Here is a 24,064-nt window from a genome sequence, read left to right on the forward strand (position 1 = left end):
TTATGGCTGATTGGAATCGCTGGCAAACGCTACCACTGCTGAACTGGGGACGTCCCCTGGGTCGTCGGGTAAGAGTACCCTTGGGACGATTTACAGACGTGTCCAGCCGCGATAGGGGTATGCCGCATGGGCAACCCCTGGCAGCTTATCTATTGGGCTATCCGATTCCGCCGATTGAGGAGTTGCAGACCGCCCTTTCGCTCCCTGCTTCAGCCTCCTCTTCCGAATTGCAGGACCTGCCTTTTATAGGGCAAGCCTCTTCCCTGCAACAAAAACCACCGCCCGAAGTATCCCCTGACGATCAATTCAAACCAGCTGCCGACACCCCTCCCCTACAAGCCCAGTTCACGTCCCCACCTGCTGCTGCCGCTCCGGTACCGAACCGCTCAGACGATCCCCCGGTTGAGACCACGCCGTTTGATCCTCTGGAGTCGCAGAGCAATGGGGTTTCTACGGAGTTGGATGTCACTCGCGTTGAGAGGGAAGACCTACCTCAATCGGCACTGGCAACACCCGAGGGAACGAGGTCAGCGATCGCCCCTGAAACGATCACGATGCCGGAAGATGAGCCAGAACCTCTAGCTGCCGGTGACTCAAACCACATTCAGCCCAGCTCCGTCTTAAACAAAAGCGACGATCCTTTACGGCTAGGCGATACACCAACTGAGCCTCCAGCCAATAGAGACCTCATTCAGCCTCAAATGCTGAACAACGCTGTGCCCCCTGATGCCTCCAATCCAGACTTGGCCAAAAGCGACACCGGTTTTGATTACGTCACGTCCACAGATCCCTTACCTAGTCCCTCTACCCCAGAGGTTGTTGCAACAGACATAACCGGATTTCGCGAACAGCCCTCCCTGCGAGACTCATCAGCGCTTAAGACTGTGCCGTCTGGAGAGGAGATCCCAGCTGAACAGCCAACTCGACAAGACGCCCCAACCCCTGAAACTCTGCCATCCATCGCCACAACTTCAGATCAACCCCCTTCAGCAAAAGAGACAAGCAACCTCCCTGACTTGCCAGAATTAGACTCAAAGTCTGCTGCCCCTGCTGCCCTGCCCTCAAAACCTGGAGTTCCTGACAAATCTGGAGAGAAAATCACAAGCCCCGCAGCTCCCACAGCCCCTGCAAAGATCCCTGATCAAGACGTGGAGATTAGCGAGTCCAGTTTTTCTGAGGATGAAGCGATCGCTCAGCCTCATCTTCCCTTCGAACAGGCCGTTGTTCAACGCACCACTGAACTCGCCCATTCCGATACGGACATCGCAAATGCTGACCAACCTGGCCCCCAGCCTGTCATCCCTAATGCGGAACTTCAGACGGTGGTTCCTGCTGAGCACCTGAAGAACAGTGACATTAACGCCGCCCCTGTTGACTTTCAGGAGGCGTCCACTACATCCCAAACGCCCTATCAGCCTGAACAAATCCCACGACTACCATCCGTTCAGCGATATGGGGAATCTGCCAAGTTTCGAGGTTTACCGCGATCGCACCGCTCTCCTTTGGTCGAGCTAGAAGACTACCAGGTTCAGCCAATCTCTACGCCGTCTGTAGACCCACCTGCTCTGACGCCTGCTGACTTCTCCAGCAAAGACCCACTACCCCCAATGTCACCAACATCGCCGTCAACTTTAGAACGGTCCCTACAAAACCTAACTTCGCCAACCGTAGATTCTGCAAACTTGCCCTCTCAGCAGCCCTCGTCTTTTCAGCTACGGACGCCAGAGCCTCCTGGCTGGCCTACCAAGCAGCAGCCGAACCTGGGGAAGATTCAGCCGACCTTACCGGTTCAGATGCGATCGCTAGAGTCTCCTGTTGCTAATGAGTGGGCAACTCAGTTCGATTTAGAATCCAACTTTGACAATTCTGACTTTGATCTTGAAGCAGACGATTTTTCCTTGGATGATCTGGAGCCAGATGACGCGATCGCCCCTGAAACCGATACCGAAGCTGCGTCTATCAACATCACTGAATCCCCCGAAGTTCCTGCTTCCGAAACTGACCCAGCGGCAGAGACAAACCACGAAGCAATAACCCTCACTGCCGACATTGCCAGGGCTAGCGCTGATGACGAAAGGCTGGATCACTTAGCGGAATGGGTATACGGAGAATTGCGATCGCACCTCCGCCTCAAACCAGAAACCCATTTTGGTCGATCAGCTTCCTTCACACTTTGGTACCCGCAGCATCCCAGCTTTGCCACACCAACAGCGCGATCGGAACGAAGTTTTCCGATGCTGCCCTTGCCGCCCAAATTACATCAGCTCACTACTCTCGTTCGCCAGGAAGTAGAGTCTCGCCTACAACACGATTGGGAAAGAACATAGGCCAGAGTTTTTAAAGCCTAGCTTCACCCAGTTCAATGCCAACAACCAACAACCAACAACCAATAACCAATAACCAACAACCAACAACCAACAACCATGAAATTCTTCAAAGCTCAGCTTAAAGCTAAATCTGGCGGTGAGGACATCACCTTCATGTTCAATCCTAAAGAATTGTCATTTTCAAGCACTGTTCAAACAACGGATAATCCAGGGGCAAGATCGACTCGTTCTGGCAGTCCTCGCGTGAGTTTCAATAATCTGTCGCCTCGGCAAATTATGATCAAAGAAATCTGGTTCGATACTTACGAAACAGGCAAAGACGTTATCAAAGAACATATGAAGCTTTTTATCAATTCAGTGAAATTCGACAAAAAAGAAAGCTTCCAGCGCCCACCCATCTATTCATTTATATGGGGTGGAAATATCTATTTTGAATATTGCTTTATTGAGCAGCTAAGTTACCGCCTAACCAAGTTTTTACCTAATGGTCAACCCGTGCGAGCTGTGATTGATTCGTTAGTGCTTAAAGAAACCGAAAAACTATCAGACGATGCAGCAGGTCTGCGTAGTTCTCAAGAAGATTCAGGAGATAACCGTCAAAATCGCAATAAAGGAGGATAGGTTCACCGTGTAAATCAAAGGATAGAACCCAATATTTTCACAATACGAACTTCGATTTTTTAATTCTCTAATTGAAACAGTAACTCATTCAAAACTCAAAACCTAAAACCCCAATCTTTTACCCATGCCCACCAGCTATCGCGCCCTACCAACTCTCAAACTTGATGATAAGGCTGCTCCAGACGACATCCTAGAAAATATTTTGCAGATTATTGTTGAAGAAAGCCTGCATCGTCCTAGTTTGTTTACGCTGGTGATTCGTAACGATTATCAGTCAGGGATGACCAAAGATGATCCCTGGCGGCGGCAGAAGCAATTCTATATTGGACAAAAGATTTCCGTTGGATTTAAACCTAGTGTGCAAGAGGCTGAATCTAACTCTCGAAAAGGTTCAAATAAAGACTCCAAACAGCCTGAAAAAGGGGACCTTATTCACGGCGAAATTACAGCCTTTGAAACCCACTTTTCAGAGCGAACCCAAGCCCCCATCATTATTAGAGGCTATGACATTTCTCATCGACTCCATCGAGGAGTCCATAATCGCTCGTTTCAAGATATGACGGATAGCGATGTGGTCGAAAAGATTGCCGAAGAGGTATCGATCAAAACGGATCAAATTGACGCCAGTGGCGAACCCCATGATTATTTGTTTCAAGAGAATCAAACCAACATGGCCTTTTTGCGATCGCGGGCTGCCCGCATTGGATTTGAACTTTTCATTCGTGATGGCAAACTCAATTTTCGCAAACCTCAGGCCCATGGTGACCCACTCAAACTGACCTGGCTGGAAGATGTGCGAAGCTTCCACGTGCGCGTGTCCAGCACAGAGCAGGTGCAGTCGGTTGAGGTGCGCGGTTGGGATTACACTACTAAGTCGCCAATTGTCTCCACGGCGCAGCGGGAGGAACTCATTACCGAAACCGATCAGGAAAAGACGGGTAGCGAGACGAGTACTGTCTTTAACGGGATGAAGGAATCTCCCAAAATGATCGTGTGCGATCGCCCTATGTTCAAACGCAAAGAAGCCGATGCCATGGCCCAGGCGCTGTGCGATGAAATCGGCGGTGAATACGTAGTCGCCGATGCCAGAGCTGAGGGCAATCCAGAGATTCGACCCGGTTTGCAGGTAGAGCTAGACGAACTGGGTCCCTATACGGGCAAGTACTACGTCACTGAAACCCGCCACGTCTACGCCGAGCGGAACTACGACACTGAGTTTTCTGTCCGAGGACTGCGCGGTGGCGACTTCCTCAATCTGCTGGTTCCCCCAACACCCACCAAGCCAGGACAAACACTCCTCGTCGGCATCGTCACCGACAACGAAGATCCCGACGACATGGGCCGGGTGAAGGTCAATTTCCCAACGCTGACCGAAGACCACAACAGCAACTGGGCACGAGTCGTCAGCATTGGAGCCGCTAACAGTCGTGGCTTCGACTGCTTACCCGAAATCAACGACGAAGTTTTAGTTGCCTTCGAACACGGCGATATCCATCGCCCTTATGTATTAGGCGGCGTTTGGAACGGAGAAGACGCCCCACCCAACCCCGTCAGCAAAAACGTGCAAGACGGCAAAGTCCGCCTCCGCACAATCCAGACTCGCACCGGACACAAGATTCAGTTTGTTGAAGAGAATCAGGCAGGCATTTGTATCAAAACGACAGGTGGACATGTTTTTCATTTAAATGATTCTGCCAAAGATATCACCATGAGCTCTACAGGCAGCATCAACATTCAAGCTGTAGGCGAAATTAGCGTTAAAGGCGCAAAGATTATGCTGAACTCTGTAGGCGAAATTAGCGTTGAAGGCAAAAAGATTATGCTGAACTAAGTTGCTACAAAGCTCATGAGACCTACTCCATTTCACTTCTTAAGGATTTAATTGTCATGCCTGGTCCCCCTGCTGCCCGTATTTTCGATGCTACTGCTCATGGAGATCCTTTAAAGCCGGGTCCCTGTAGCTCCGACGTTTTTATTGGTGGGAAAAAAGCCTGGCGTGCGCTTGATCCTGCGGCAGCACAGCAGTTATTGAGCTTGGCTAAAAAAGCGGCGAAAAGCGTTACAAAGGCTGCCAATGCCATTACTGAGGTCGATAGAACTAAACACTTAGATGACCTAGCAGATACAGCAGAAGAAATGGTAAAGATTATGGGTTCGACTGATCAACATGCTTGTACGGTTGTTAAGCTCCTAATTCCTGATGGAAATGGAGTTGTAATTAAAGGAAGTTCGAGCGTTTTTATCAATGGATTACCTGCTTGTCGAATTGGTGATCTTATTCAAGAAGTAACAAGTGTTAACAGTATTGTCGCTGGAGAACCTACTGTCTTAATTGGTGGTTGAGAATTATTTTTGGTCCAGACAATAAGGTGGTCAGAAAGTAGGATGGGCATGGCCCACCATCTCCAAAAAAGACGCTACAAGCCAGCAAACCAAAGAGATTTGAAATGGTATTTACAAACGATTCAACTAACTATATCGGTGCAGGGTTGGCCTTTCCTGTTAACACCAACGTACAGGGCAGTTTTCAACTCAGCAGCGACACTCAAAACCTAGAAGAATCCATTCGAATCATCCTAGGCACTCGTCTAGGCGAACGGGTCTATCGCCCCAATTTTGGCTCTCGATTATCCGAAATGGTCTTTGAGCCAATGAACACCCAAACTCTCCTCATGATTCGGCTACACGTGCAAGAAGCGCTGGAAATTTGGGAACCCCGAATTGACCTCATCGAAGTCATCACAGAGCCTGACCCAATGACCGGAAGAGTCAATATCAATATCATCTATCAGCCCCGCAACAGCTATGACAGTCGCAGCATGGTCTACCCCTTTTACCTGATTCCACCAGACGAAATGCGCGAACGAGAAGACTAGGGAACTCAAAATTCAAAATTCAAAACTTACACAGCGCATTATGGCCACTCCCGACTCCACAACCGACTTCGATTTCCTGCCCAAGTTGCCCAAAGCCAACTTAGACGATCGCGCCTTCGAGGATCTGGTCGAAGAATGTCTGCTGCGAATTCCTCGCTACTGCCCTGAATGGACGAACTATAATCCTGGTGATCCCGGCGTCACGCTGATTGAGCTGTTTGCCTGGTTAGTGCATCAGATGCTCTATCGGTTCAATCAGGTCCCCCGTCGGCATTACGTAGCCTTCTTAGAACTGCTAGGCATTCGCCTACTGCCACCCTCTCCGGCTCAAGCCGAACTGACGTTTTATCTCACCCAAGCGCAAGTGACGCCGAGAAGCATTCCCCAAGGAACGGAAGTGGCGACCGTACGGACCGAAACGCAGGAAGCGGTCATTTTTACAACGGATCGAGATCTAACCATAGGACGACCGCAGATTAAACATTTATTGTTCGCCCATGAAGCGACATCGGCTAGGACACCGCCTGACTTAGAAACGCTGAGTAATCCCTTCCGTGATGCCCCCTTTGAGCAAAACGGTGACTGGTCAACTTTGGAGACCACCGCCGACTTGTTGATTTCCTGCCAGCCAGGGAACTGTTTCTACCTTGTGCTGGACGCTAATCCAAACAGCAGACTTAATTCCACCGTTGAAGTCACTTCGAACGATCTAGCGGGTAATGTCCTTGCGCTGACCTTCAAAGGACCCGCCGCCGTGACAACGGGGATCAACCCCAATAATCCTCCTTTGGAATGGCAGGTTTGGGACGGATATCAGTGGCAGAGCGGCATCTTGCGATCGCCTACCGACGACCAAACCAAAGGCTTCAGTTTTGACCAGTTGGGTCAGTCCGGGCCTAATCCAGAACAAGAAGGAGCCAATATTATCTTACACTTGCCCCAGCAATGGCCGATCGCAACTTGGGGGGACTACCGAGGTCGCTGGATTCGCTGTGTGTATACGCCAGTTAATGCCGAGCGGCAACAGTATGAATATCAGCGATCGCCTGAAATTACCGGCTTGAGTGCTCGCACCATAGGCGGCGTTGTGTCGGCGAGCGAATGCGTACAACTGTCTGATGAACTGATTGGCACAAGCAATGGTAAGCCGGGCCAAACCTTTCAACTCAGTCGACGTCCTATTCTCAGTCGACGTCCAGAAGAATACCTCGACATTCGTTTGCCAAACGGCTTAGTCGAAACATGGCAGGAGGTGAGCGACTTTGGGGACTCGACCGCCGACGATACTCATTACACCATTGATGATGAGAGCGGCATGATCCAGTTTGGTCCGCTAATTCGTGAGCCTTATCAGTTGCGGCAGCAAACGCAGGAGCGCAGTCAAGTCCAGTCTTGGGGACGTCCTGTGCGGGTCCGGCAATCATTGACGACCGTCACGGTGCAGGAAACCGCTATCCCAGCGGTACTCGAAGCCGCTGATCGTCAGCCCGAACGCCAATACGGCAAGGTGCCGCCGATGGGAGCTGAGATATACATGCGGGCCTATCGTACCGGTGGTGGCAGTCAGGGCAATGTTCAAGCGGGACGATTGACTGTCCTCAAATCCTCAATGCCCTACGTGAAAAAGGTTACCAATTATGTTGAAGCTACAGGTGGACGAGAAGCTGAATCGTTGGAAGAGGCCATGATCCGGGTTCCGGCACTATTACGGACGCGCGAAACGGCACTGACCCCGGAGGAGTTCGAGCACAAAGCGAGTCGCTTTCAGGACGGCACTGCTGTAGCCCGATCTCATTGTGTGACCGCCGATCATCTCACCACTCCTGGCGTCATTCGTTTGCTGATTGTGCCTACCCTACCGAATTATCGACAGCTAACCTTCGAGCAGGGTTTATCTCCTGAACGGTTACAGCTCTCGGATGAGTTTCAGCGATCGCTCAAAGCTCATTTAGATCAGCATCGTGCTTTGGGCATTCGCGTATCCATCGAAGCGCCTGAGTACATCGGCATCAAGGTGCAGGCTCAAGTCTATCTGAAGCCCCAATATATCTATGATCGCGCCACCATTGCTAGCAAAATTAAACGGGCTCTATATCGATTTCTCAATCCTTTAGTTGGCGGAGTTGAAGGGCACGGTTGGCCACGCGGTCGATCCGTCGAGAGTTCCGATGTCATTGCGCTAATTCAGCACGTGTCAGAGGTGCATTCAGTTGCGCAAGTTCAGTTGTTTGCGCTCAGGCCGTATCGCTATCAAGAGGAAACAGGCTGGATGCAAATACCGATCCCACAACCCAAAGTGGAGTTAGGGGAACTGGCGATCGCGATTGCTTGGGAAGAGGACAGTGACCTAAATCCGGGGCACGAAATCGAGTTTTTGGATCTTTGAGGAAGGTTTGAAGGTTGAGTGCTTAGGTTTGAATTTTGAGTTTCTGGATGACTGGTTTCTATGGTGCAAAATGTTCCTCAGGCTGATATCGATCTGACGGTTAGCCCGTCTGAAACCATTGATTGGGATGTGGCGATCGCAGAGACCGATTTGATGGCGGTGGAGCGATCGCCGACTGACCTCAAGCTGATACCAGGGCAGCGCTGTGATTTGACAGTGCGGTTGAGGAACAACAGTGCTCGGCAGCTGAATTTACATTTAGCGCTAGCAGGAGGGTTTCCCGTTGACTGGTTTACGCCTGACTCGCCCTGGCTCCAGTCCAGTCTGGAAAATCAACAGTTCACCAGTTTGCCTTTTGAGATAGAGACCCGACAGACGCTCTATCACACCCTCAGTTTTACGGTACCCAAGCATTTTTTTGAAGAGCCTCAAGCGCTTGTTCAACACCCGCATCTGCCACTGCGGTATGGCTGCGAGTTATTTCTCTATGCCACAGCATCCTCCGAATCTTCAGCCCAGTTGGTCGGGCATCGTCCCTTTCAATTGCACCCTCGCCCTGAGCAAGTGTATGTAGACTTTCTGCCCGAAATCTATCAGCAGTCAGACTTCTTAGGACGGTTTTTGAGTCTTTGTGAGCAAGCTCTGGAACCCTCTTTTGAGATGCTGGATTTGTTTTGGGCTTATCTCAATCCGCTTACGGCTCCTAAAGAATTGGTGCCCTTTTTGGCGCATTGGGTCGCATGGCCGATGAATCCTCGCTGGACTTTGAGCCAGCAGCGTAAGCTGATTCGTCACGCGGTAGAAATTTACCAATGGCGGGGGACTCGTCGGGGATTGCAGTTTTGTCTACACCTTTGCACAGGGCTGCCGCTGAGCGATCGCGCCATTCATATTCAAGACGCGGATGAAGCGGGGTTCGTCCTCGGAGAAATCACGTTATCCGATGAACCGTGCCTAGGTGGTGGCCAGTCGCATCACTTTTCAGTCACACTGCGCCCCGAAACGCTCGACCAGTCCCAACAGCTCAGAGCAGACGAAGCTCTCCTACGCGATCTAATCGAACAGGAAAAACCTGCCTTCTGCACTTACGAATTACAGATTGTTGATTACCAAACACCGGGTTCCTCAGCCGAGTTTTGAAACAATATTGGTAGCCAACTGGCGTAGGGAAATCGATCTTGAATGCTTTCCAACTGTTGGCGAGCTTCTCGTAGGGCTACCTGCAAAGGTTCTCCTACAGCGAAGGCTTTCAAGAAGTTTTTTAGAAATAGCTGCGCGACTTGATCGGGGACAGGTTCTTTCATGACGACTACAAGTGGAATTTGTAGGCTTTCGAGCTGCTGAGCTAGACCGATGCCGTCACAGGAATTAAAGATGGCGAGCTGGAGACCCTGTTCGATCGCTCTGGATAGTGCAAATCGCAGCTCAGCGAACTGTAAGTGGTCGAAGCCGTTGAGTTGAATGGTTCCTAACAATGCCTCGTTGCCGCTATCCTGTTCTGTTTCGCTGTGGCCAGCAAAGTACAAAATGTCCCAACCTTTGGGGTCGCGCAGCATATCGTGAAAATCCTGACGAGACGGCTCATGCAGAAAGACAACCTCCATCGCTGAATCGGACAGCTGTTCCAGCAATTTCTGGTCGGCGCTGATATCAATCCCCCGGCTACTGCCAAAAACGGCCAGAATCCGTCGCTGCTGTCGCGGTAAAGCATTTCGGGAAGGCACACTGGCGAAGGAGCGGCCAAACGCGAACTCGACTTTTGGATAGGTGTCCATGAAGTTCCAGCTTTGCCAAGGCAGACAGCATACTTCTGGCGACGTCGTTTGCACTACGATACGAATTTCGTCCGAAGCAGCGAACCGTTCTCGCAAGTGATCGCAAATCGTCAAAAAGGTATCGGATCGCAACCAGGTGTTGAAGGTTTTGACCAGTTGAGCTGCTCGGTCATCCAGTTCGGACAAAGAGATATTGTTGAGTGCATGGGCATCAGACGAGAAGCTGATACGACTGCTGGTGCTATAGATCGCTTTATAAAGCTGACTCCAATCTTGATAGGCACTGCTGACTTCTGGCGCAGGCGGTAAATGGCTAGTGGTGATTTCTGGCAGCGTGCTTTGGTGAGGCCAGATCAAAACGCTCATAGAGAATCCCTGGCTAAAGTCGCCATGTGTGAGGGTAAATACCACTAAATTACCTAGCCGTTTTGAAATCGCAGCAGAGGATTCAGCCATCTCGTTCAGCTGACCGAGCATACTCTCAATGCGCTGAGTCAATAGATTGATGTGGAAATTCTGCTCAGCGACCAGCAATAGCAGACTGTCTTTAGGCAGCTGTTTGAGCTGTCGATAGGTCTTCAAATAGGCATCGCTTAACTCAGATAGGTTGGCATCCCTAGCGGCTTCCACTTTCAAGAGAATCTGCTCTTTGTCCCGACCTCGTTTTTCAATCGCCACGATGTCTAGTTGGGCTTCAGGATGGGTTTCCTCTAGATGTTTGTAGGAGATGGCGATCGCCCTTGGATCGATGTCTTGCGTATGATACAAATCCAGAGTTGTAAAAAGAGGCTGGATGAAATCGACAAACTGCCCCTCTTCAAAAGTTTCGGTATAGCTATCTGGTTTGCGCAGCGGATTTTGGTCTGTATCTCCCGGTTTCACCCACTTCATAAAGACATACTGGCAGACTACATCATGAAGCTCGGTTCGATGGGTAATGCTCCAATCCTCAATCACTGCTCCGGTCAGGATTGCTCCGGTCAAATTCGAGTTATCCAGCTGCGTTCGAGTCAAATTTGCCCTCGATAAGTCAGCATTTTGCAAATCGGCTTCGCTCAAGTCAGCACCCACAAAACTGCTTTCCGCCAGCCTTGCTCCCTGTAAATTAATGCCCTGTAAATTCAGACCATTAAAGTTGCAAAAGCCATTCTGCCGGACTCGTTTTTCAACCACGAGTTGCTTCACCGCAGAGTTATCGAGATAGGTACCGTTCAATCGAGCATGATCTAGTCCTGTTACGTTGGCAAAACACGTTCGCCTTAAACAGACCTTTGGGCCGAACTTAACCTTACCGAGAGTGGCACTGGTGAAATTGGCGTCTGATAAATCGGCCTCAGAAAAATCAGTTTTGTCAAAAAGCGTGATCAGAAAAACGGCTAAGCGACGCATCCAAACGAAATTGGGTTGTCCCTGACAGGCTTTCCACGCCAGGTAGCCCCCCAAGCCATCGAAGAAACAGGCTACAATCCAGGCTTCAGGATGGTGCCATGAGGTGAGGAAATCGGGTTCGATCGCGGTTAATCCCACCGTACCCAAGCTAGCAATGAGTGAAACCAGCGGAATCCAACTGGCAGAGGTCAAAACACCCAGCATTGTCCCATTGATCGCCAACGTTACACTCCCAAATGCCGCCCAGGCCATTGATCCAGCAACGCCCCAAAGCGAGTAATCGACAACACTCCAAAGAGAGTCTCGAAAGAATCCTAAGGCCACAATGGTTGCCGTCAAAAAGATACCGGTTACCGTCAGCGCTACAGCAGCCAGGCTCTTGCTAATCCCATTCCAAATCGCTACCGTTGCGTAGATCATGAGAGCCGACAGCATCACAGTGCGGGGAATCAGGAGATAGCGCTGATACTCTTCATTGTTTAGAGAAGAAACCAGTGGCGTATCGCTAAAGGTAATCCCCACAGCATGGCCGTGAGCCACCCCCGAAATCGCAGCCAGTAGCACTAACAGGATAATGAGAGCGATTTTTACGGCAGGCCGAATACCTGCTTTAGCCTCAGAAAAATTAGCTCTTTGCAAATTAGCATTGGCAAAATTGGCGCCTTGAATGACGGCATTTTGGAAGCAAGTATCAGATGCCTGTACTTCACAAAAATTAGCCCCTTTTAGAAGCGTTCCGGTAAAATCAGTACCCTGAATATTCGCTCCTCTAAGGTCAATGTCTGATAGGTCTTGATGACTAAGATTTACGTTAAAAAGCTGAATATTCGCAAAATTTCTGCGTTTTTCGCTGCAATACTGCCTTAAAAGTTCTTCAGCATCTACGTTCATTTATTCAAATTTACCTATAGAGCTTCAGTGAAAATCTAAATTCTCAGGGCTTTCAAGTAAAGCAATAATCAAGAAATTTAATCAGTCCATCTGCTTGAGGTTAGGTTGTTGTAGGTATCCATTGCACTTGTTATGCCGATTGAATCAGGGTGGAACCGAGATAAATCAACACATTGTGTGAGCTTGAGATTTCTCCCTTCGCTCGGAATGACCGTTCAGAAATGCTTCAGATGATACCGACTTAGTAAAGACAGAAGGAGTGTAACAAGCAGGATTCAATGCTTATGAAATCTTGCTTTTAGTATTCTTGATTGTTTGAGTTAGAGACCTGCGGCTTAAATTTTCAGGAGAGATTGAAAACCAGAGGTTTAAGCAGTGAGTAAAGCCGAATTCCACCCACAGATATATCCAATTAAGTTTGGAAGAGCTATCTCAAAGCCTATTAGGTAATTAACAGAAAACAACACTCTCAGTAGCAGAAAGCTGCAATGCTACAGTATCCTCGTACTATTTTCGAGCTTGATTATTGTGCTTCTTGATAGCTTGGACCCAACGATCGCGGCTCAGATGGTCCAATTCAAGAATGTCGCTGAGAGACCAGTGAAAGTGGTAAGCGATCGCGGCTACCTCCTCTTTCAATTGTTGAGAGGGGTAGCCTAGTGCTCCCCCACAGGCGATAACTCCGCTGCGAACTGATGTTGACACTGAGGACACTGTACGGCGAGATGAGGCTGTCCCGACTGGTGGATCTGCTCGTAGAACACCTTTAAGTACTGAATATCAGGCCGAAAGAGGTTTTCTAACTGCTCTGGAGTGACTGGTTCCAGTTCTCCTAGCCTGAGGATTACCTGAGACAGCAATACCAGTGAGCCATAAGCAGGATTCGCCTGAAGGCGAGCGTCTTGCAGCAGGCGAATTTCATCTTTGGCCGTTGCCAAACGCATACGACCCTGGCGATGCAGATGACCGCGATCGTCAATAAGCCCTTTGGGCAAGATGAAATCAAATTCGGTGGGGAAGAAGGCGGTGTTATTCATGGGTAGAGATGTTCCATATAAACTCGTGCGATGCAGGCCTATAGACACAAGGTCAATCCATTCCTACGATGATGGGACGAGAGGACAAACAAAAGTCGTATCGGTTTCGTCATTGGGAAGCACGATCGCCTGCTGTTGAGCTTCTAAAAGTTGCAGATATTCCTGCCGTGCTTGCAGGTTATTGGGATCGAGATTGAGGAGTACGCCAAAGACCTGAAAAGCGGCTTGAGGACATCCTGCGCGTTTGAGGGTAATGCCCTGCCCCATCAGGACATCAGGACGATTGGGTTGCAACCGAGCTGCTTGCTGATAAGCCTCCCAAGCGCTAACCTCATCGTTATTGGCTAAATGGGCCAATGCCAAGGTGTACCAAGCGTCTGTCTCATTAGGATACTGCTGGGTAGCGGTAGTTGCTGCCAGGATGGCATCCACAAATCGACCATCGGCTAGCTGTGTCGTCGCTAAGTTAATCCATAGATCAGCCAGAAAATGATTGCTGACTAATAAGCCGCTATCGCCCAGATAGTCCTGACCCAGTTGCTGCAAGGCGATCGCCTGGGAATAGGCAGAAGCGGCCTGTTGATAAAGCCCTAGATCATACAAGATGCGCCCGCGATTGAACGCCATCAACACCTGACGGCGACGCTCAAACACAAACGGTTCTACAAGGCGAGTTTCACCCTGGGCATCAATGGCTCGCAAGGCGTCCTCCGGTTGTCCTAAATACCAAAGGCTGACGGCTCGATTGTTCCAGCCACTGAGATAGTCTTCATTCAAGGCGATGGCGCGATCAGCAGCGGCTAGGGCAGCTTCATATTCTCCTAAACCGACCTGCGCTACGCTGATTTGACTCCAGCCATAAGCGGGGCCAAGGGTATCCCAGCGAGCATCGCCTTGAAGAGCCGCTTCACAAGCCGCGATCGCCCCTTCAAAGTTGTCGAGTTCATTCAGGACAGCACACTGATGGGCCAGCGCTAGGGTACTGTCTGGCCGCAGCGCGATCGCCTGCTCATAAGAGGTTAGCGCTTGATGGTATCGCCCTAGTTGTTCCAGCACTAGGCCCTGACGATACCAAAGCCTAAAGTTTTGGGGATCGTCAACCAAAGCCTGATCGTAGGCACTAGCCGCTTTGACTAAAGGACAGCCACTGCCGTGGTCCAACGCTTCTTTCAAAATGCAGAGTTCAGCCTCTAAACGCGGATCGCTAGGAGCAAAGACCTGTGCTCGTGAAAAAGCATTAAAAGCCCTTTGCCTCAGCCCCAGTTCCAATAAAGCAACTCCCTTGTGATACCAAGCAGCCAGAGGAGAACTATCGCCCCAGTCATTATCAAGCTCGATGGCATGCTGACACGTGTTAATGGCGGCTTCAAATTGGTCCAGGTAGACCAATGTGACACACTGATGGGTCAGAGCCGGAGAGCTTTCCGGGCGCAGCGCTGTCACGTATTGATGGGACGCCAGAGCTTCCACATACAGACCCAGATGAAACTGGGCGGTGCCCCGAGCAGTCCACAAATCAATATTCTCAGCATCGGGCTGTAGGCTAATAGCGCGATCGCAGCTAGCCAGTGCCGTTTCATAGTCCTCAGCAGCCTGCGACAGGAGACACTGCTCTGCCCAAAAGTCAAAATCATCGTAGTCAAACTCCGCAGCTTGAGCCCATTCAGCTTGAGATAATCGTGCCGCAGTCGAGGACACTGAAGCACCACTAGCCGCGCGAGTGGTCGAACTGAAGTTGCCGATGGATAACCAAAAACATCCGGCGATCGCCCATTCCAATCCTGAAAGTTTCATGAACGGGTTAGTCAATTCTACAGCGTCATACTAGGCGACTCAGCCCCTTTCAGGAAAGGGGTTTGGGCAAATTTGAATTTATGTATGTGCTGTGAGAAAAGTTGTTTTCAGCCTCGTGTAACTGGTGAAGGTATCTTCCAAAAACTGGATAAAACCTTAGCAAAGGGTCTTCGGCTAGTGTCTCAATCTAGCGGGGACTGGCCAAGAACGAGAAAATTTCGATTAGGTCTGATTTCTGAATTCTGACCCAGATTCCACAACGTTGGTTTTTGAGCAGCGCTATGAGCAACCACCTTGCGATCGCAACCGTAACAGCAGCCTTAAAGAAAATGCTGCAAGAAGGGATTAGTCAAGATATTCCCGGTGCTCAGGTCACCACAGTGCGCCCCGATGCCGCAAGTAGCAGCGTTTCAGGGGCTTGCATCAACTTGTTCATGTACCATGCCATGCCTAATGCAGCTTGGCGTAATGCTGATCTCCGGACTCGCCGCCCCAAAGGAGAACTTGTCAAACATGGACAGGCCAGCCTAGATCTGTATTACCTGCTGACGTTTTACGGCAATGAGCAACGGTTAGAACCGCAGCGACTCATGGGCAGTGCAGTGCAAACGCTGGTTGATCGCCCTCAGCTCACTCAACCCATCATTCAAGAAACAGTAGATAGTACAGCGGACTTGATTGACTCTACCTTGGGTGAGCAAATGCAGCTCGTCCGCTTTTTTCCAGCTGAAATTACAACAGAAGAACTATCTCGCATCTGGTCAGTATTCTTTCAGATTCCCTACGCCTTGTCCTTTGCCTATCAGGGTACCGCTGTCATCATTCAGGGGCGCAAACCAGGGCGATCAGCTCTGCCCGTCCGCAGTCGTCGCTTCTATGCCACCCCACAGCGTCCCGTTATCGAAAAAATCACCACGTCTGGTGAACTTAATGAACCCATCACGCTGGATAGCCATATCACTCTCCACGGCAGAGGCTTGAAAGGACGCAGCGTGGGAGCCCCCAGACCCGAAAGGGATTTGACGCAAGTGTCTTTAGGAAAAGCTCGCATCACGCCTCAGGTTGTCACCGAGAACAAAGTCGAGATCACCCTACCAACCCTGTCTGCTCAAGAGATCAGTGCCCTGAGAGCCGGCGCTCAAGGACTTCGAATTGCCCAAACACCTGATCCGCCGCTGCGAGACGCAGATTATGCCATTCTGTCAAACCTGATGTCGGTTGTGCTCTGTCCGACGATTCACAACGGATCGGAGGGAATCAGTGTTCGTGACGTTACTGAATTGGAAGAAAATGCCTGTACGGCCACCCTCACCGTCTCAGTTGATATGACTATCGAGCCGCGTCAAAATACCTTTTTGATGCTGAATAAGCGCGATCACACTAGCAAAACCTACATCATTCGGGGGGAACGTCAAACCGCTGAAACTACTACGCTGACGTTTCAACTGAATAATGTACTGACCGGGACCTATCTGGTTCGCGTTCAGGTTGACGGTGCCGAAAGCCCCCTAGAGGTGGATACCGACGAAAACAGCGACACCTTTGAGCAGTACATTGGCCCAACGATTTGGATTGGGGGTGAACCATGACGCCATCCCCAGAATCGCCCCAGGATTGGACAATCGCGAATCAACACTATCTCGCCGCTACTTTAATGGTGTTGAAGTCAGCTTTAGTGGCCCGAGTGCAGGCGATCGATCCCTCTCTCGACCTTACCGGACTGTCCGCGCTGTCTTTAGAAGCAGCAGAGCAGCAACAACAAGCGACTGAAGACGCACTCCCCGCGCCAGCCGCTTTGCAGCGACTGTGTGAACTGTGCCGACTCACTTCCTTTGAGCGAGACATCCTACTGCTGTGTGCGGGCATGGAGCTAGATGCTACTTTTGCGCCCCTGTTTGCTGCCATGCAGGGCGATCCGCAGCGCAACTATCCCACCTTTGGTCTCGCGTTGGGTAATTTAGCGAACCCTAACTGGGCGGCCCTCTCCCCTAGCGGTCCTCTCCGCTACTGGCAGCTACTGGAGGTTGGCCCCGGTCGCGCCCTGACCCTCAGTCCCCTCCGCATTGATGAGCGCGTTTTGAATTTTTTGACCGGCATTCACCATCTCGATGCGCAACTGTTCGGCTTGATCAAACCGCTGACGGCGTCTGAGCAGGCAATGGCAGGGCTAGTCCCCTCCCACCAATCCTTAGCGGCACAACTCGCACAGACGTGGACTCAAGCAAAACAGCTCAACCGCGCCATTCCTACCCTGCAACTGTCGGGGGGCGACAGCCGCGATCGCCGCACCATCGCCCAAGCCGCCGCCGCTGAACTGGGCCTCAACACCCACGTCATGGCCACCTCATCCCTACCGACCGCCGCTGCCGACATCCACGCCCTGGCCCGTCGCTGGCGACGCGAAGCCATCTTTAGCCACAGCGTCCTATTGCTGGAGTGGGAGAGCGTTGGGGACGGTAGCTCAGCGATGAATGCGCTCGCCCCATTTATCGAGGAAACGGACAGTCCCGTCATGCTCTCTACCCAAGCGCGCCAGCACTTACCCAAACAAACCCTAGTCAGCTTCGACGTTGACCTTCCGACCTCCCAAGAACAACGGCAACTTTGGTACACCGCGATCGGGGCCGATGCCCACACCCTCAACGGACAAGTCCAGCAACTCGTCAGCCAGTTCAACCTCAACAGCACCCAAATTCAATCCGCCTACCTTAGCGCGATCGCCGACTCCCCCTCACCCTCCACCCCCAAGACCTTCCCAGCTTCGCCAACACCCCAACACTCCAGCACTCCATTACCCCACGTTCCCCCTACCCTCTGGCACGCCTGCCGCACCCAAGCCCGTCCCCACATGGACGCCCACGCCCAGCGACTCACGGCCACAGCCACCTGGGAAGACCTGATTCTACCCAAAGCTCAAAAAGAGACCCTGCACGAAATCGCCGCCCACCTGCGCCAGCGCACCCGCGTTCATCAAGACTGGGGCTTCGCTGCCAAAGGGTCGCGAGGATTAGGAATCACAGCTCTGTTCTCCGGAGCCAGCGGCACCGGCAAAACTCTCGCCGCCGAAGTCCTCGCTGCCGAACTGAAGCTCGACCTCTACAAAATCGACCTCAGCGCCATCATTAGCAAATACATCGGCGAAACCGAAAAGAATCTCTCCAAAGTATTCGACGCGGCTGAAACCGGCGGAGCCATCCTATTATTCGACGAAGCTGACGCCCTATTTGGCAAGCGCAACGATGTGAAGGACAGCCACGATCGCTATGCCAACATCGAAGTTAGCTACTTGCTTCAGCGCATGGAAGCCTATCGCGGCCTCGCTATCTTGACCACCAACCTACCAGACGCGATCGACCGCGCCTTTCTACGCCGCATCCGCTTCATTGTCCAGTTTCCCTTTCCCGACGTCGAGCAGCGTGCCCAAATCTGGCAGCGCATGTTCCCCACCCAAACCCCCACCGATGGCCTAGACTTCCGTAAACTCGCCCGCCTCAACGTCGCCGGCGGCAATATTCGCAACATTACCCTCAACGCCGCCTTCCTCGCCGCCGATGCCAGCGAACCAGTGCAAATGAAACACCTGCTCCGCGCCACCCAAAGCGAATATACCAAGCTCGATCGCTCCGTCACGGAGGCAGAGGTGAGAGGCTGGGTCAGCGTCCCTCCATAACAGAAACGGCCTCTATAAATCAATTGATCTGGTAGGGATCTAGTAGCAAATAGACACCATCCAAAATTTTTTGCATTCGCTGCTCAGAAAGACTCCCTATCTTTTCAACAAGCTGACCTTTATCAATAGTAAATATTTGAGAAATGTTAACTACACTTTGCTTTGGCAGATTAGCTTCTCCAACTTCTAGCAATACGTTACCCGGCGAAGATGTCCGTTTAAGGTTAGACGTAAGGACACAGACAACAACGGTTTTAATCTGGCTTTGATTGAATGCGTTGTTTTGGACAACAACATGGGGGTGACGATAACCGGGTGCTGATCCGATTGGTTCACCAAGGTCAACCCAAAAGACATCGCCTTGATTAATTACCATTCGCCTTCAATCAATTTTCGATGGGTAGACCGCATATGCTGCACTACAGTCAATTCACTTTCGTCCTCATCCTCTGCGTGAGCAGCATCAATATCGGCTAATAGACTCTCCCGTGCTTCATGGCGACGAATATAATCCGCAAGCGCAATCACAACCAAACGAGGCCACGCAATGTTTAGGGTTTTAGCTAAGTCTTTTATTTTCTCAAAAAGAGTGCTTTGTAAAGCGACATTGATGTTCGTTTCACGCATTGACAAAGTGTTGTTCTGATGGCCCATAGCCACAGCATATCTCAGAAGTCGAAATCCTCATCTAATCCTTCACCAATACACAGTTGGAGTTTATCCCATGCCCTTTGCTCCTAGTACCACCAAATCCAAAGCTGCCCCTGCGATCGCGCAACAATTTACCCCCTTGGGGCCAACTTATCTGCAACCGCCTACTAACATTGCTAATCAATCGCGATCGCTCGAAGAAGCCTCAGAACTCTCAGACTACGGCACTAGCCCTAATCTGACGGGGCAATGGCATCAGGCAACCAGCTTCGGACATCAACTCGGTCAATCAAGCGGTGGTGTTTCAACTGCCATTCAAGCCAAAGCAGATGGCGAACTAGAAATGAACGCAGCAGCTTTCCAGTCAACGCCAGAAGGAACAGGCAGTGCCTTGTCACCCCCTGTACAGAAAAAAATGGAAGCGGCCTTTGGCACTAGGTTTTCCGACGTGCGTGTTCATGAAACTCCGAAGGCAGAGTCCATTGGTGCAGCGGCTTATACTCAGGGCACCAACATCTACTTTGCTCCAGGACAATACGACCCCAATAGTCTGGGGGGACAATCGCTCCTCGGTCATGAACTGACCCATGTGGTGCAACAGCGAGCTGGACGGGTGGCGACACCGGGAGGCAACGGTATCCCCATCAACGCCGACCCCAGTTTGGAAGCAGAAGCCGATCGCCTCGGTGCTCAAGCGGCTCGGGGACAGTCGTCTCAGGCCAGCGGTGGCAGCTTATTTGGCCAGGGATTGACTGCTCCTGGTACAGCGACAGCCCCAGTGCAGTGTGGCCTGTTTAAGAAAATTGGCAAGGGCATTAAAAAAGTCGGTAAGGGCATTGGCAAAGGCATTAAAACGGTGGGTAAGAAAGCGATCGATATTGCCCCTAGTCTTTACGAGTTTGGCTTAGATGCCGCCAGCGCCATTCCAGGAATCGGACAATATGCAAATATGGCCCGATCTGTGATTGGCACTGAAGATTCATTTATGTCGTCTCTCATCGGCGGCGATAACTTTGGTGATGCTTTAGGTGCTACCGCCGGATCGTTTTTAGGGGGCATGGGAATCGGTGATGGCAGTAGCTTGGACTTCGGCTCGATGCTGGGCGGCTTAACAGGCGGCGGTGGCGGTGGCATGAACCCCATGTCAATGCTGGGTAGCCTCGGCGGTGGTGGCATGGGTGGCAGTATGGATCCCATGTCAATGCTCGGCGGTTTGGGCGGCGGCGGTGGTGGCCTTAGCTCGATACTGGGTGGCTTGACCGGCGGTGGCGGCGGGCTTAGCTCAATGTTTGGCGGCATGGGTGGCATGGGTGGCGGCATGGGCAATAACATCATGGACGCGATCGGTAGCGGCACCAGCTTCATTAAAGACCTATTCGATTAATTAGCTACAACTTATTATCAAAATAGAGGCAGATACATGGGAAGTTTATCTTTTTCAAAAGCTGCGTGCCTTAAAAATAGGGCGCCTAACTTGACTCAGAGTAGTTGTCAGCAGTCAGTTAATTACTCATTCGGTTCATTTAATAATAGTTATTTCAATAATCATGAATCCTCTGAAACAAATTCTTTTAGTACTCAAAAAATACTGAGTTCCGCATCTGATTTTGGACATGATCCACTGCCAACTCAAATAAATCCTACTTTTTACTCAAATGCTCCAATCCAAGCGAAAAGTAAGGATGAGGAGGGGGTTTCTGATTGGATACATACAGGCTTAGATGCAGCAGGCTTCATTCCAGTAATTGGGGCGGCTTTTGATATTGCAAACGCTGGCCTGTACGCTGCAGAAGGAGATTGGGGCAACGTCGCATTATCTACTGTTTCATCTGTCCCAGGAATTGGTGATGCAATTGGTGGGACTGCTAAAGCGGTGAAATTGACGAGTAAAGCTATTCCTAAAGCAGGCAAGATGGTTAGCATGGGAAGCAAAACAATTAAGCATAGCAGTAGGTTGGCTGGCAAGAAACTGAACAAGAAAGCAGAAAAAATACAAGGCATTTCTGAGAAAATTAACCAGCCGATATATAGCAGCTTATTAAAAGGCCCTGCAACACCCGTTGGTGAGTTGTTGGCAAATAAACTTGTAAAAGGTGAAGGCGCAAAAAATTACCTCAAAAGGCAGGCAATCAAACAAGGTACTATCCAAGGAATTAAGCATGGAGCTGGTTATGCTTTTGGAGAAGACGCAAAGATGATTGCTGGTGGAGTAAAAGGGGAAACAGACAGAAGGAAACTAGAACGCATGAAGGCTTCCCATAATATCCAGAATCTTGCTGAAACAGCGTCTGGCGCTTGGGATTGGTCCAAAGACACTGCTCTTGACACAGCTGATATGGCTTCGAAAGGAGCGTCTGATGCCTGGGACTGGACTAGAGACACTGTTCTTGACACAGCTGATACGGTTTCAACAGGAGGATCCGATGCTTGGGACTGGACCAAGGATACAGCTTCTAACGCGGTAGATACAGCTTCGAAAGGAGGATCCGATGCTTGGGACTGGACTAGAGACACTGCCCTCAACACAGCTGATACGGTTTCGAGAGGGGCTTCTGACGCTTGGGACTGGACTGAAGATACTACCTCTGATGCTACAAATGCTGTATCAGATACATGGAAACGCTTTAAAGATTGGTGGTAATGAGATCGCTCGCCCTATAGGCTGTGTTGAAGAATGAAACCCAGCATTCAAAGCCTCTACAGCTCCAACAAAACTCGAATCTACAGCATCGGCTGATTTTTATGCGATTGTAGATCTTGTAGTGCCATCGCCCCGGCAGCAGAAATTAGAATGTGGGCGATCGTTAATTTGAAGGTGAGGTGCGATCGCTTTTAGAAGGAAAGGAGGGCGATCGCTGCTAATAAACCTCGTTATGGCTCCCAATATCAATTAGCAAGATTTCCTTCTCTCCTGTTTCTGGATTCTCAACAAAGTCAAACACAATCCGACAGTTATATTCCGCCCTACAAGCCCAAACTCCCGCCAATTGGCCTTTGAGTTTATGAGTTTGGAGCGTCGGCTCAAAGGAATTAGTAACCAGAGTTCTCAAGACAGTATCAATTTTGGGTTTGAGGTCAGGACGTTTACGTAGAGAGATTTGTAGGCTCGTTTAAATGAGGAGGCAAAGGTAATCGCTTTCATCGATTAAGTTCAGCGATCGCCTCTTCAACCGAACCTCGAAAAACCTGCCCGCCCTGATGTTCAGCTTTAGCTTGGGCAATGTGAGTAGCCATTTCAGTCCGACGTCGATCAGCGAGCCGTTTTTGAAGGATAGCGATTAGGTTTGCCTGGTCTTCAATCGGGAGAGATTCAATCACATCTAAGGCTTCATCAAAGGTGACTGATTGCATAAAAATACAACTCCGATCTGGTTGGGTCTTGATTTCATTTTACGGGCGATCGCTGGTTTGAGGGGCGATCTTTCCTGGCAGAGGAGACAAGAGTGGGGCGATCGCTTCATCTAGAATAGATCTGTAAACTATCTAAGCAACTGCTGGGTTTTCTGAATGGTTCAATCACCTGCCAAAGCCCTGACATTACAAGAGTTTCTGAAACAGCCAGAAACCCAACCTGCCAGCGAATACATCAATGGTCAGATTATTCAAAAGCCCATGCCTAAGGGAAAGCATAGCCTGCTGCAAACTCGACTTTCCGCAGTACTTAATGCAGCCCTACAACCCGAGCAGGTTGCCTGGGCTTTGGCAGAATTACGCTGCACCTTTGGTGGACGCTCCATAGTCCCTGATATCAGCGTATTCACTTGGTCACGCATTCCCTGTGATGCCAATGGTGAAATTGCCAATACCATCGACACCCATCCCGATTGGACAATTGAGATTTTGTCTCCCGAGCAAAGTCAAACCCGGGTCACAAAAAATATTCTGCACTGCCTACAACATGGCTCCAAGATAGGCTGGCTGATTGATCCAGATGAACAAACGGTACTAGTCTATTTGCCTCCTGAACAAGTCAAGATTTTCGACCAACCAGCTGACCGCTTACCAACCCCGACCTTCGCCTCTAATATTCACCTCACCATTGAAGAATTGTTTGGCTGGCTCGTTATTCAGCTACCACAGGTTTAGTGCGATCTCATCTGTAGCAGAGGGAGGGCGATTGTTTCTAGAAGGGAAAGAAGGGCGATCTCTAAGTAGGGAGAGCGATCGCGGTTAAGACTACCAATCGATTATTGTCAATAAATCTACCCTTTCAAAAGCTTTATCCGCAGTCACTAGACCAGCCGAATTGTGAATCGACGTAGCAGCAATGATTGCATCTGGTAGCTTTAATCGGTATTTTTGCCGAATCTCAATAATTTTCTCAATCAAGGTCACATCTTTTGACGACAAATCAACGATATGTACACGCTTCCAAAAACTCCTGAAAAATCGGGAGATCATCAGTCAAATTAGAAAATGCGAGAAACTCGATCTGACTGATGACAGAAATTCCAATCCACTTACCTTTCTAAAGAACCTCAGTAAGTCGAGTATTTCCTCGAAGTAGGGGTATGGCAACGATCCTGACGAAAAGGTATCACATCCCACTGAAGCCCTTTCCTGACAAGGGTTCGAGAAAAACTACAGTTTGTAGTATAAAAACTGCTTAAAACCCCTTTGATCAGGGCCAGAAGCCTTGGTATAACA

General features: G+C 50.2%; 21 protein-coding genes. 12 read left to right on the top strand and 9 right to left on the bottom strand.

Annotated features, from left to right (window positions below):
- Window positions 1-2 precede the first annotated feature (2 nt).
- From PN498_RS11010 to PN498_RS11040, 7 genes are all read left to right on the top strand, one after another.
- On the top strand, window positions 3-2,327 hold the full coding sequence (locus PN498_RS11010) for a hypothetical protein (protein WP_272062808.1): 2,325 nt from the start codon (window positions 3-5) through the stop codon (window positions 2,325-2,327).
- A 96-nt stretch (window positions 2,328-2,423) separates the two neighbouring features.
- Entirely contained in the window at window positions 2,424-2,948 is a 525-nt protein-coding gene (locus PN498_RS11015; protein ID WP_272062809.1) for a CIS tube protein, read from the top strand.
- A 124-nt stretch (window positions 2,949-3,072) separates the two neighbouring features.
- Entirely contained in the window at window positions 3,073-4,779 is a 1,707-nt protein-coding gene (locus PN498_RS11020) for a VgrG-related protein (protein WP_272062810.1), read from the top strand.
- 56 nt (window positions 4,780-4,835) lie between these two features.
- On the top strand, window positions 4,836-5,291 hold the full coding sequence (locus tag PN498_RS11025) for a PAAR domain-containing protein (RefSeq protein ID WP_272062811.1): 456 nt from the start codon (window positions 4,836-4,838) through the stop codon (window positions 5,289-5,291).
- Between the two features lie 104 nt (window positions 5,292-5,395).
- A complete protein-coding gene (locus PN498_RS11030; RefSeq protein WP_272062812.1) occupies window positions 5,396-5,824 on the top strand; it encodes a GPW/gp25 family protein in 429 nt (142 codons plus the stop codon).
- 40 nt (window positions 5,825-5,864) lie between these two features.
- Entirely contained in the window at window positions 5,865-8,210 is a 2,346-nt protein-coding gene (locus PN498_RS11035; RefSeq protein WP_272062813.1) for a putative baseplate assembly protein, read from the top strand.
- A 60-nt stretch (window positions 8,211-8,270) separates the two neighbouring features.
- Complete coding sequence (locus PN498_RS11040; protein WP_272062814.1) at window positions 8,271-9,350, top strand: phage tail protein; 1,080 nt, start codon at window positions 8,271-8,273, stop codon at window positions 9,348-9,350.
- On the opposite strand, the gene PN498_RS11045 is transcribed toward PN498_RS11040, so the two are convergent.
- The 4 genes from PN498_RS11045 to PN498_RS11055 all read right to left on the bottom strand — a co-directional run bounded on the left by PN498_RS11045 (window position 9,317) and on the right by PN498_RS11055 (window position 15,096).
- Entirely contained in the window at window positions 9,317-12,265 is a 2,949-nt protein-coding gene (locus tag PN498_RS11045; protein WP_272062815.1) for a pentapeptide repeat-containing protein, read from the bottom strand. The two genes, PN498_RS11040 and PN498_RS11045, sit on opposite strands and share 34 nt — an antisense overlap.
- A gap of 507 nt (window positions 12,266-12,772) precedes the next feature.
- Window positions 12,773-12,979: a DUF6760 family protein gene (locus PN498_RS28490; protein ID WP_334312243.1), complete on the bottom strand. Its 207-nt coding sequence runs from the start codon at window positions 12,977-12,979 to the stop codon at window positions 12,773-12,775.
- Entirely contained in the window at window positions 12,922-13,302 is a 381-nt protein-coding gene (locus PN498_RS11050; RefSeq protein ID WP_272062817.1) for a phage tail assembly protein, read from the bottom strand. The genes PN498_RS28490 and PN498_RS11050 overlap by 58 nt, the downstream gene beginning before the upstream one ends.
- Before the next feature lie 63 nt (window positions 13,303-13,365).
- Window positions 13,366-15,096 (bottom strand): tetratricopeptide repeat protein, encoded by a 1,731-nt coding sequence (locus PN498_RS11055; protein ID WP_272062818.1) that lies wholly within the window; start codon window positions 15,094-15,096, stop codon window positions 13,366-13,368.
- 281 nt (window positions 15,097-15,377) lie between these two features.
- Here PN498_RS11055 and PN498_RS11060 point away from each other — a divergent pair, with 281 nt between their 5' ends.
- Window positions 15,378-16,685: a DUF4255 domain-containing protein gene (locus tag PN498_RS11060; protein ID WP_272062819.1), complete on the top strand. Its 1,308-nt coding sequence runs from the start codon at window positions 15,378-15,380 to the stop codon at window positions 16,683-16,685.
- Entirely contained in the window at window positions 16,682-18,766 is a 2,085-nt protein-coding gene (locus PN498_RS11065; protein ID WP_272062820.1) for an ATP-binding protein, read from the top strand. The genes PN498_RS11060 and PN498_RS11065 overlap by 4 nt, the downstream gene beginning before the upstream one ends.
- Before the next feature lie 19 nt (window positions 18,767-18,785).
- Here the strand turns inward: PN498_RS11065 and PN498_RS11070 are convergent, their stop codons facing one another.
- Together PN498_RS11070 and PN498_RS11075 are read right to left on the bottom strand one after the other, a co-directional pair.
- A complete protein-coding gene (locus tag PN498_RS11070) occupies window positions 18,786-19,142 on the bottom strand; it encodes a type II toxin-antitoxin system PemK/MazF family toxin (RefSeq protein ID WP_272062821.1) in 357 nt (118 codons plus the stop codon).
- Window positions 19,136-19,393: a hypothetical protein gene (locus PN498_RS11075; RefSeq protein WP_272062822.1), complete on the bottom strand. Its 258-nt coding sequence runs from the start codon at window positions 19,391-19,393 to the stop codon at window positions 19,136-19,138. The genes PN498_RS11070 and PN498_RS11075 overlap by 7 nt, the downstream gene beginning before the upstream one ends.
- Before the next feature lie 97 nt (window positions 19,394-19,490).
- Between PN498_RS11075 and PN498_RS11080 the strand changes: the two genes are divergently transcribed.
- Complete coding sequence (locus PN498_RS11080; protein ID WP_272062823.1) at window positions 19,491-20,801, top strand: eCIS core domain-containing protein; 1,311 nt, start codon at window positions 19,491-19,493, stop codon at window positions 20,799-20,801.
- A gap of 36 nt (window positions 20,802-20,837) precedes the next feature.
- Window positions 20,838-22,058 (top strand): hypothetical protein, encoded by a 1,221-nt coding sequence (locus PN498_RS11085; RefSeq protein WP_272062824.1) that lies wholly within the window; start codon window positions 20,838-20,840, stop codon window positions 22,056-22,058.
- Between the two features lie 217 nt (window positions 22,059-22,275).
- On the opposite strand, the gene PN498_RS11090 is transcribed toward PN498_RS11085, so the two are convergent.
- Window positions 22,276-22,467 (bottom strand): type II toxin-antitoxin system RelE/ParE family toxin, encoded by a 192-nt coding sequence (locus PN498_RS11090; protein WP_272062825.1) that lies wholly within the window; start codon window positions 22,465-22,467, stop codon window positions 22,276-22,278.
- 88 nt (window positions 22,468-22,555) lie between these two features.
- Window positions 22,556-22,768: a hypothetical protein gene (locus PN498_RS11095; RefSeq protein ID WP_272062826.1), complete on the bottom strand. Its 213-nt coding sequence runs from the start codon at window positions 22,766-22,768 to the stop codon at window positions 22,556-22,558.
- Window positions 22,769-22,924: 156 nt separating this feature from the next.
- Here PN498_RS11095 and PN498_RS11100 point away from each other — a divergent pair, with 156 nt between their 5' ends.
- Window positions 22,925-23,503 carry a Uma2 family endonuclease gene (locus PN498_RS11100; RefSeq protein ID WP_272062828.1) on the top strand — a complete coding sequence of 193 codons (579 nt, stop codon included), beginning with the start codon at window positions 22,925-22,927 and terminating at the stop codon, window positions 23,501-23,503.
- 90 nt (window positions 23,504-23,593) lie between these two features.
- Here the strand turns inward: PN498_RS11100 and PN498_RS11105 are convergent, their stop codons facing one another.
- Window positions 23,594-23,818, bottom strand: coding sequence for a PIN domain-containing protein (locus tag PN498_RS11105; RefSeq protein ID WP_272062829.1), 225 nt, complete (start codon window positions 23,816-23,818; stop codon window positions 23,594-23,596).
- Window positions 23,819-24,064: the final 246 nt, after the last annotated feature.

Origin of the sequence: Oscillatoria sp. CS-180 (assembly GCF_028330965.1) — a bacterium.
Taxonomy (GTDB): Bacteria; Cyanobacteriota; Cyanobacteriia; order Phormidesmidales; family Phormidesmidaceae; genus Halomicronema.

Coding starts and splice junctions, on each gene's coding strand:
- PN498_RS11045 (WP_272062815.1), bottom strand. CDS start 12,265: ATGAACGTAGATGCTGAAGAACTTTTAAGGCAGTATTGCAGCGAAAAA.
- PN498_RS11065 (WP_272062820.1), top strand. CDS start 16,682: ATGACGCCATCCCCAGAATCGCCCCAGGATTGGACAATCGCGAATCAA.
- PN498_RS11085 (WP_272062824.1), top strand. CDS start 20,838: ATGGGAAGTTTATCTTTTTCAAAAGCTGCGTGCCTTAAAAATAGGGCG.
- PN498_RS11070 (WP_272062821.1), bottom strand. CDS start 19,142: ATGGTAATTAATCAAGGCGATGTCTTTTGGGTTGACCTTGGTGAACCA.
- PN498_RS11055 (WP_272062818.1), bottom strand. CDS start 15,096: ATGAAACTTTCAGGATTGGAATGGGCGATCGCCGGATGTTTTTGGTTA.
- PN498_RS11040 (WP_272062814.1), top strand. CDS start 8,271: ATGGTGCAAAATGTTCCTCAGGCTGATATCGATCTGACGGTTAGCCCG.
- PN498_RS11075 (WP_272062822.1), bottom strand. CDS start 19,393: ATGCGTGAAACGAACATCAATGTCGCTTTACAAAGCACTCTTTTTGAG.
- PN498_RS11020 (WP_272062810.1), top strand. CDS start 3,073: ATGCCCACCAGCTATCGCGCCCTACCAACTCTCAAACTTGATGATAAG.
- PN498_RS11035 (WP_272062813.1), top strand. CDS start 5,865: ATGGCCACTCCCGACTCCACAACCGACTTCGATTTCCTGCCCAAGTTG.
- PN498_RS11010 (WP_272062808.1), top strand. CDS start 3: ATGGCTGATTGGAATCGCTGGCAAACGCTACCACTGCTGAACTGGGGA.
- PN498_RS11100 (WP_272062828.1), top strand. CDS start 22,925: ATGGTTCAATCACCTGCCAAAGCCCTGACATTACAAGAGTTTCTGAAA.
- PN498_RS11105 (WP_272062829.1), bottom strand. CDS start 23,818: ATGATCTCCCGATTTTTCAGGAGTTTTTGGAAGCGTGTACATATCGTT.
- PN498_RS11095 (WP_272062826.1), bottom strand. CDS start 22,768: ATGCAATCAGTCACCTTTGATGAAGCCTTAGATGTGATTGAATCTCTC.
- PN498_RS11050 (WP_272062817.1), bottom strand. CDS start 13,302: ATGAATAACACCGCCTTCTTCCCCACCGAATTTGATTTCATCTTGCCC.
- PN498_RS11015 (WP_272062809.1), top strand. CDS start 2,424: ATGAAATTCTTCAAAGCTCAGCTTAAAGCTAAATCTGGCGGTGAGGAC.
- PN498_RS11030 (WP_272062812.1), top strand. CDS start 5,396: ATGGTATTTACAAACGATTCAACTAACTATATCGGTGCAGGGTTGGCC.
- PN498_RS11060 (WP_272062819.1), top strand. CDS start 15,378: ATGAGCAACCACCTTGCGATCGCAACCGTAACAGCAGCCTTAAAGAAA.
- PN498_RS11080 (WP_272062823.1), top strand. CDS start 19,491: ATGCCCTTTGCTCCTAGTACCACCAAATCCAAAGCTGCCCCTGCGATC.
- PN498_RS11025 (WP_272062811.1), top strand. CDS start 4,836: ATGCCTGGTCCCCCTGCTGCCCGTATTTTCGATGCTACTGCTCATGGA.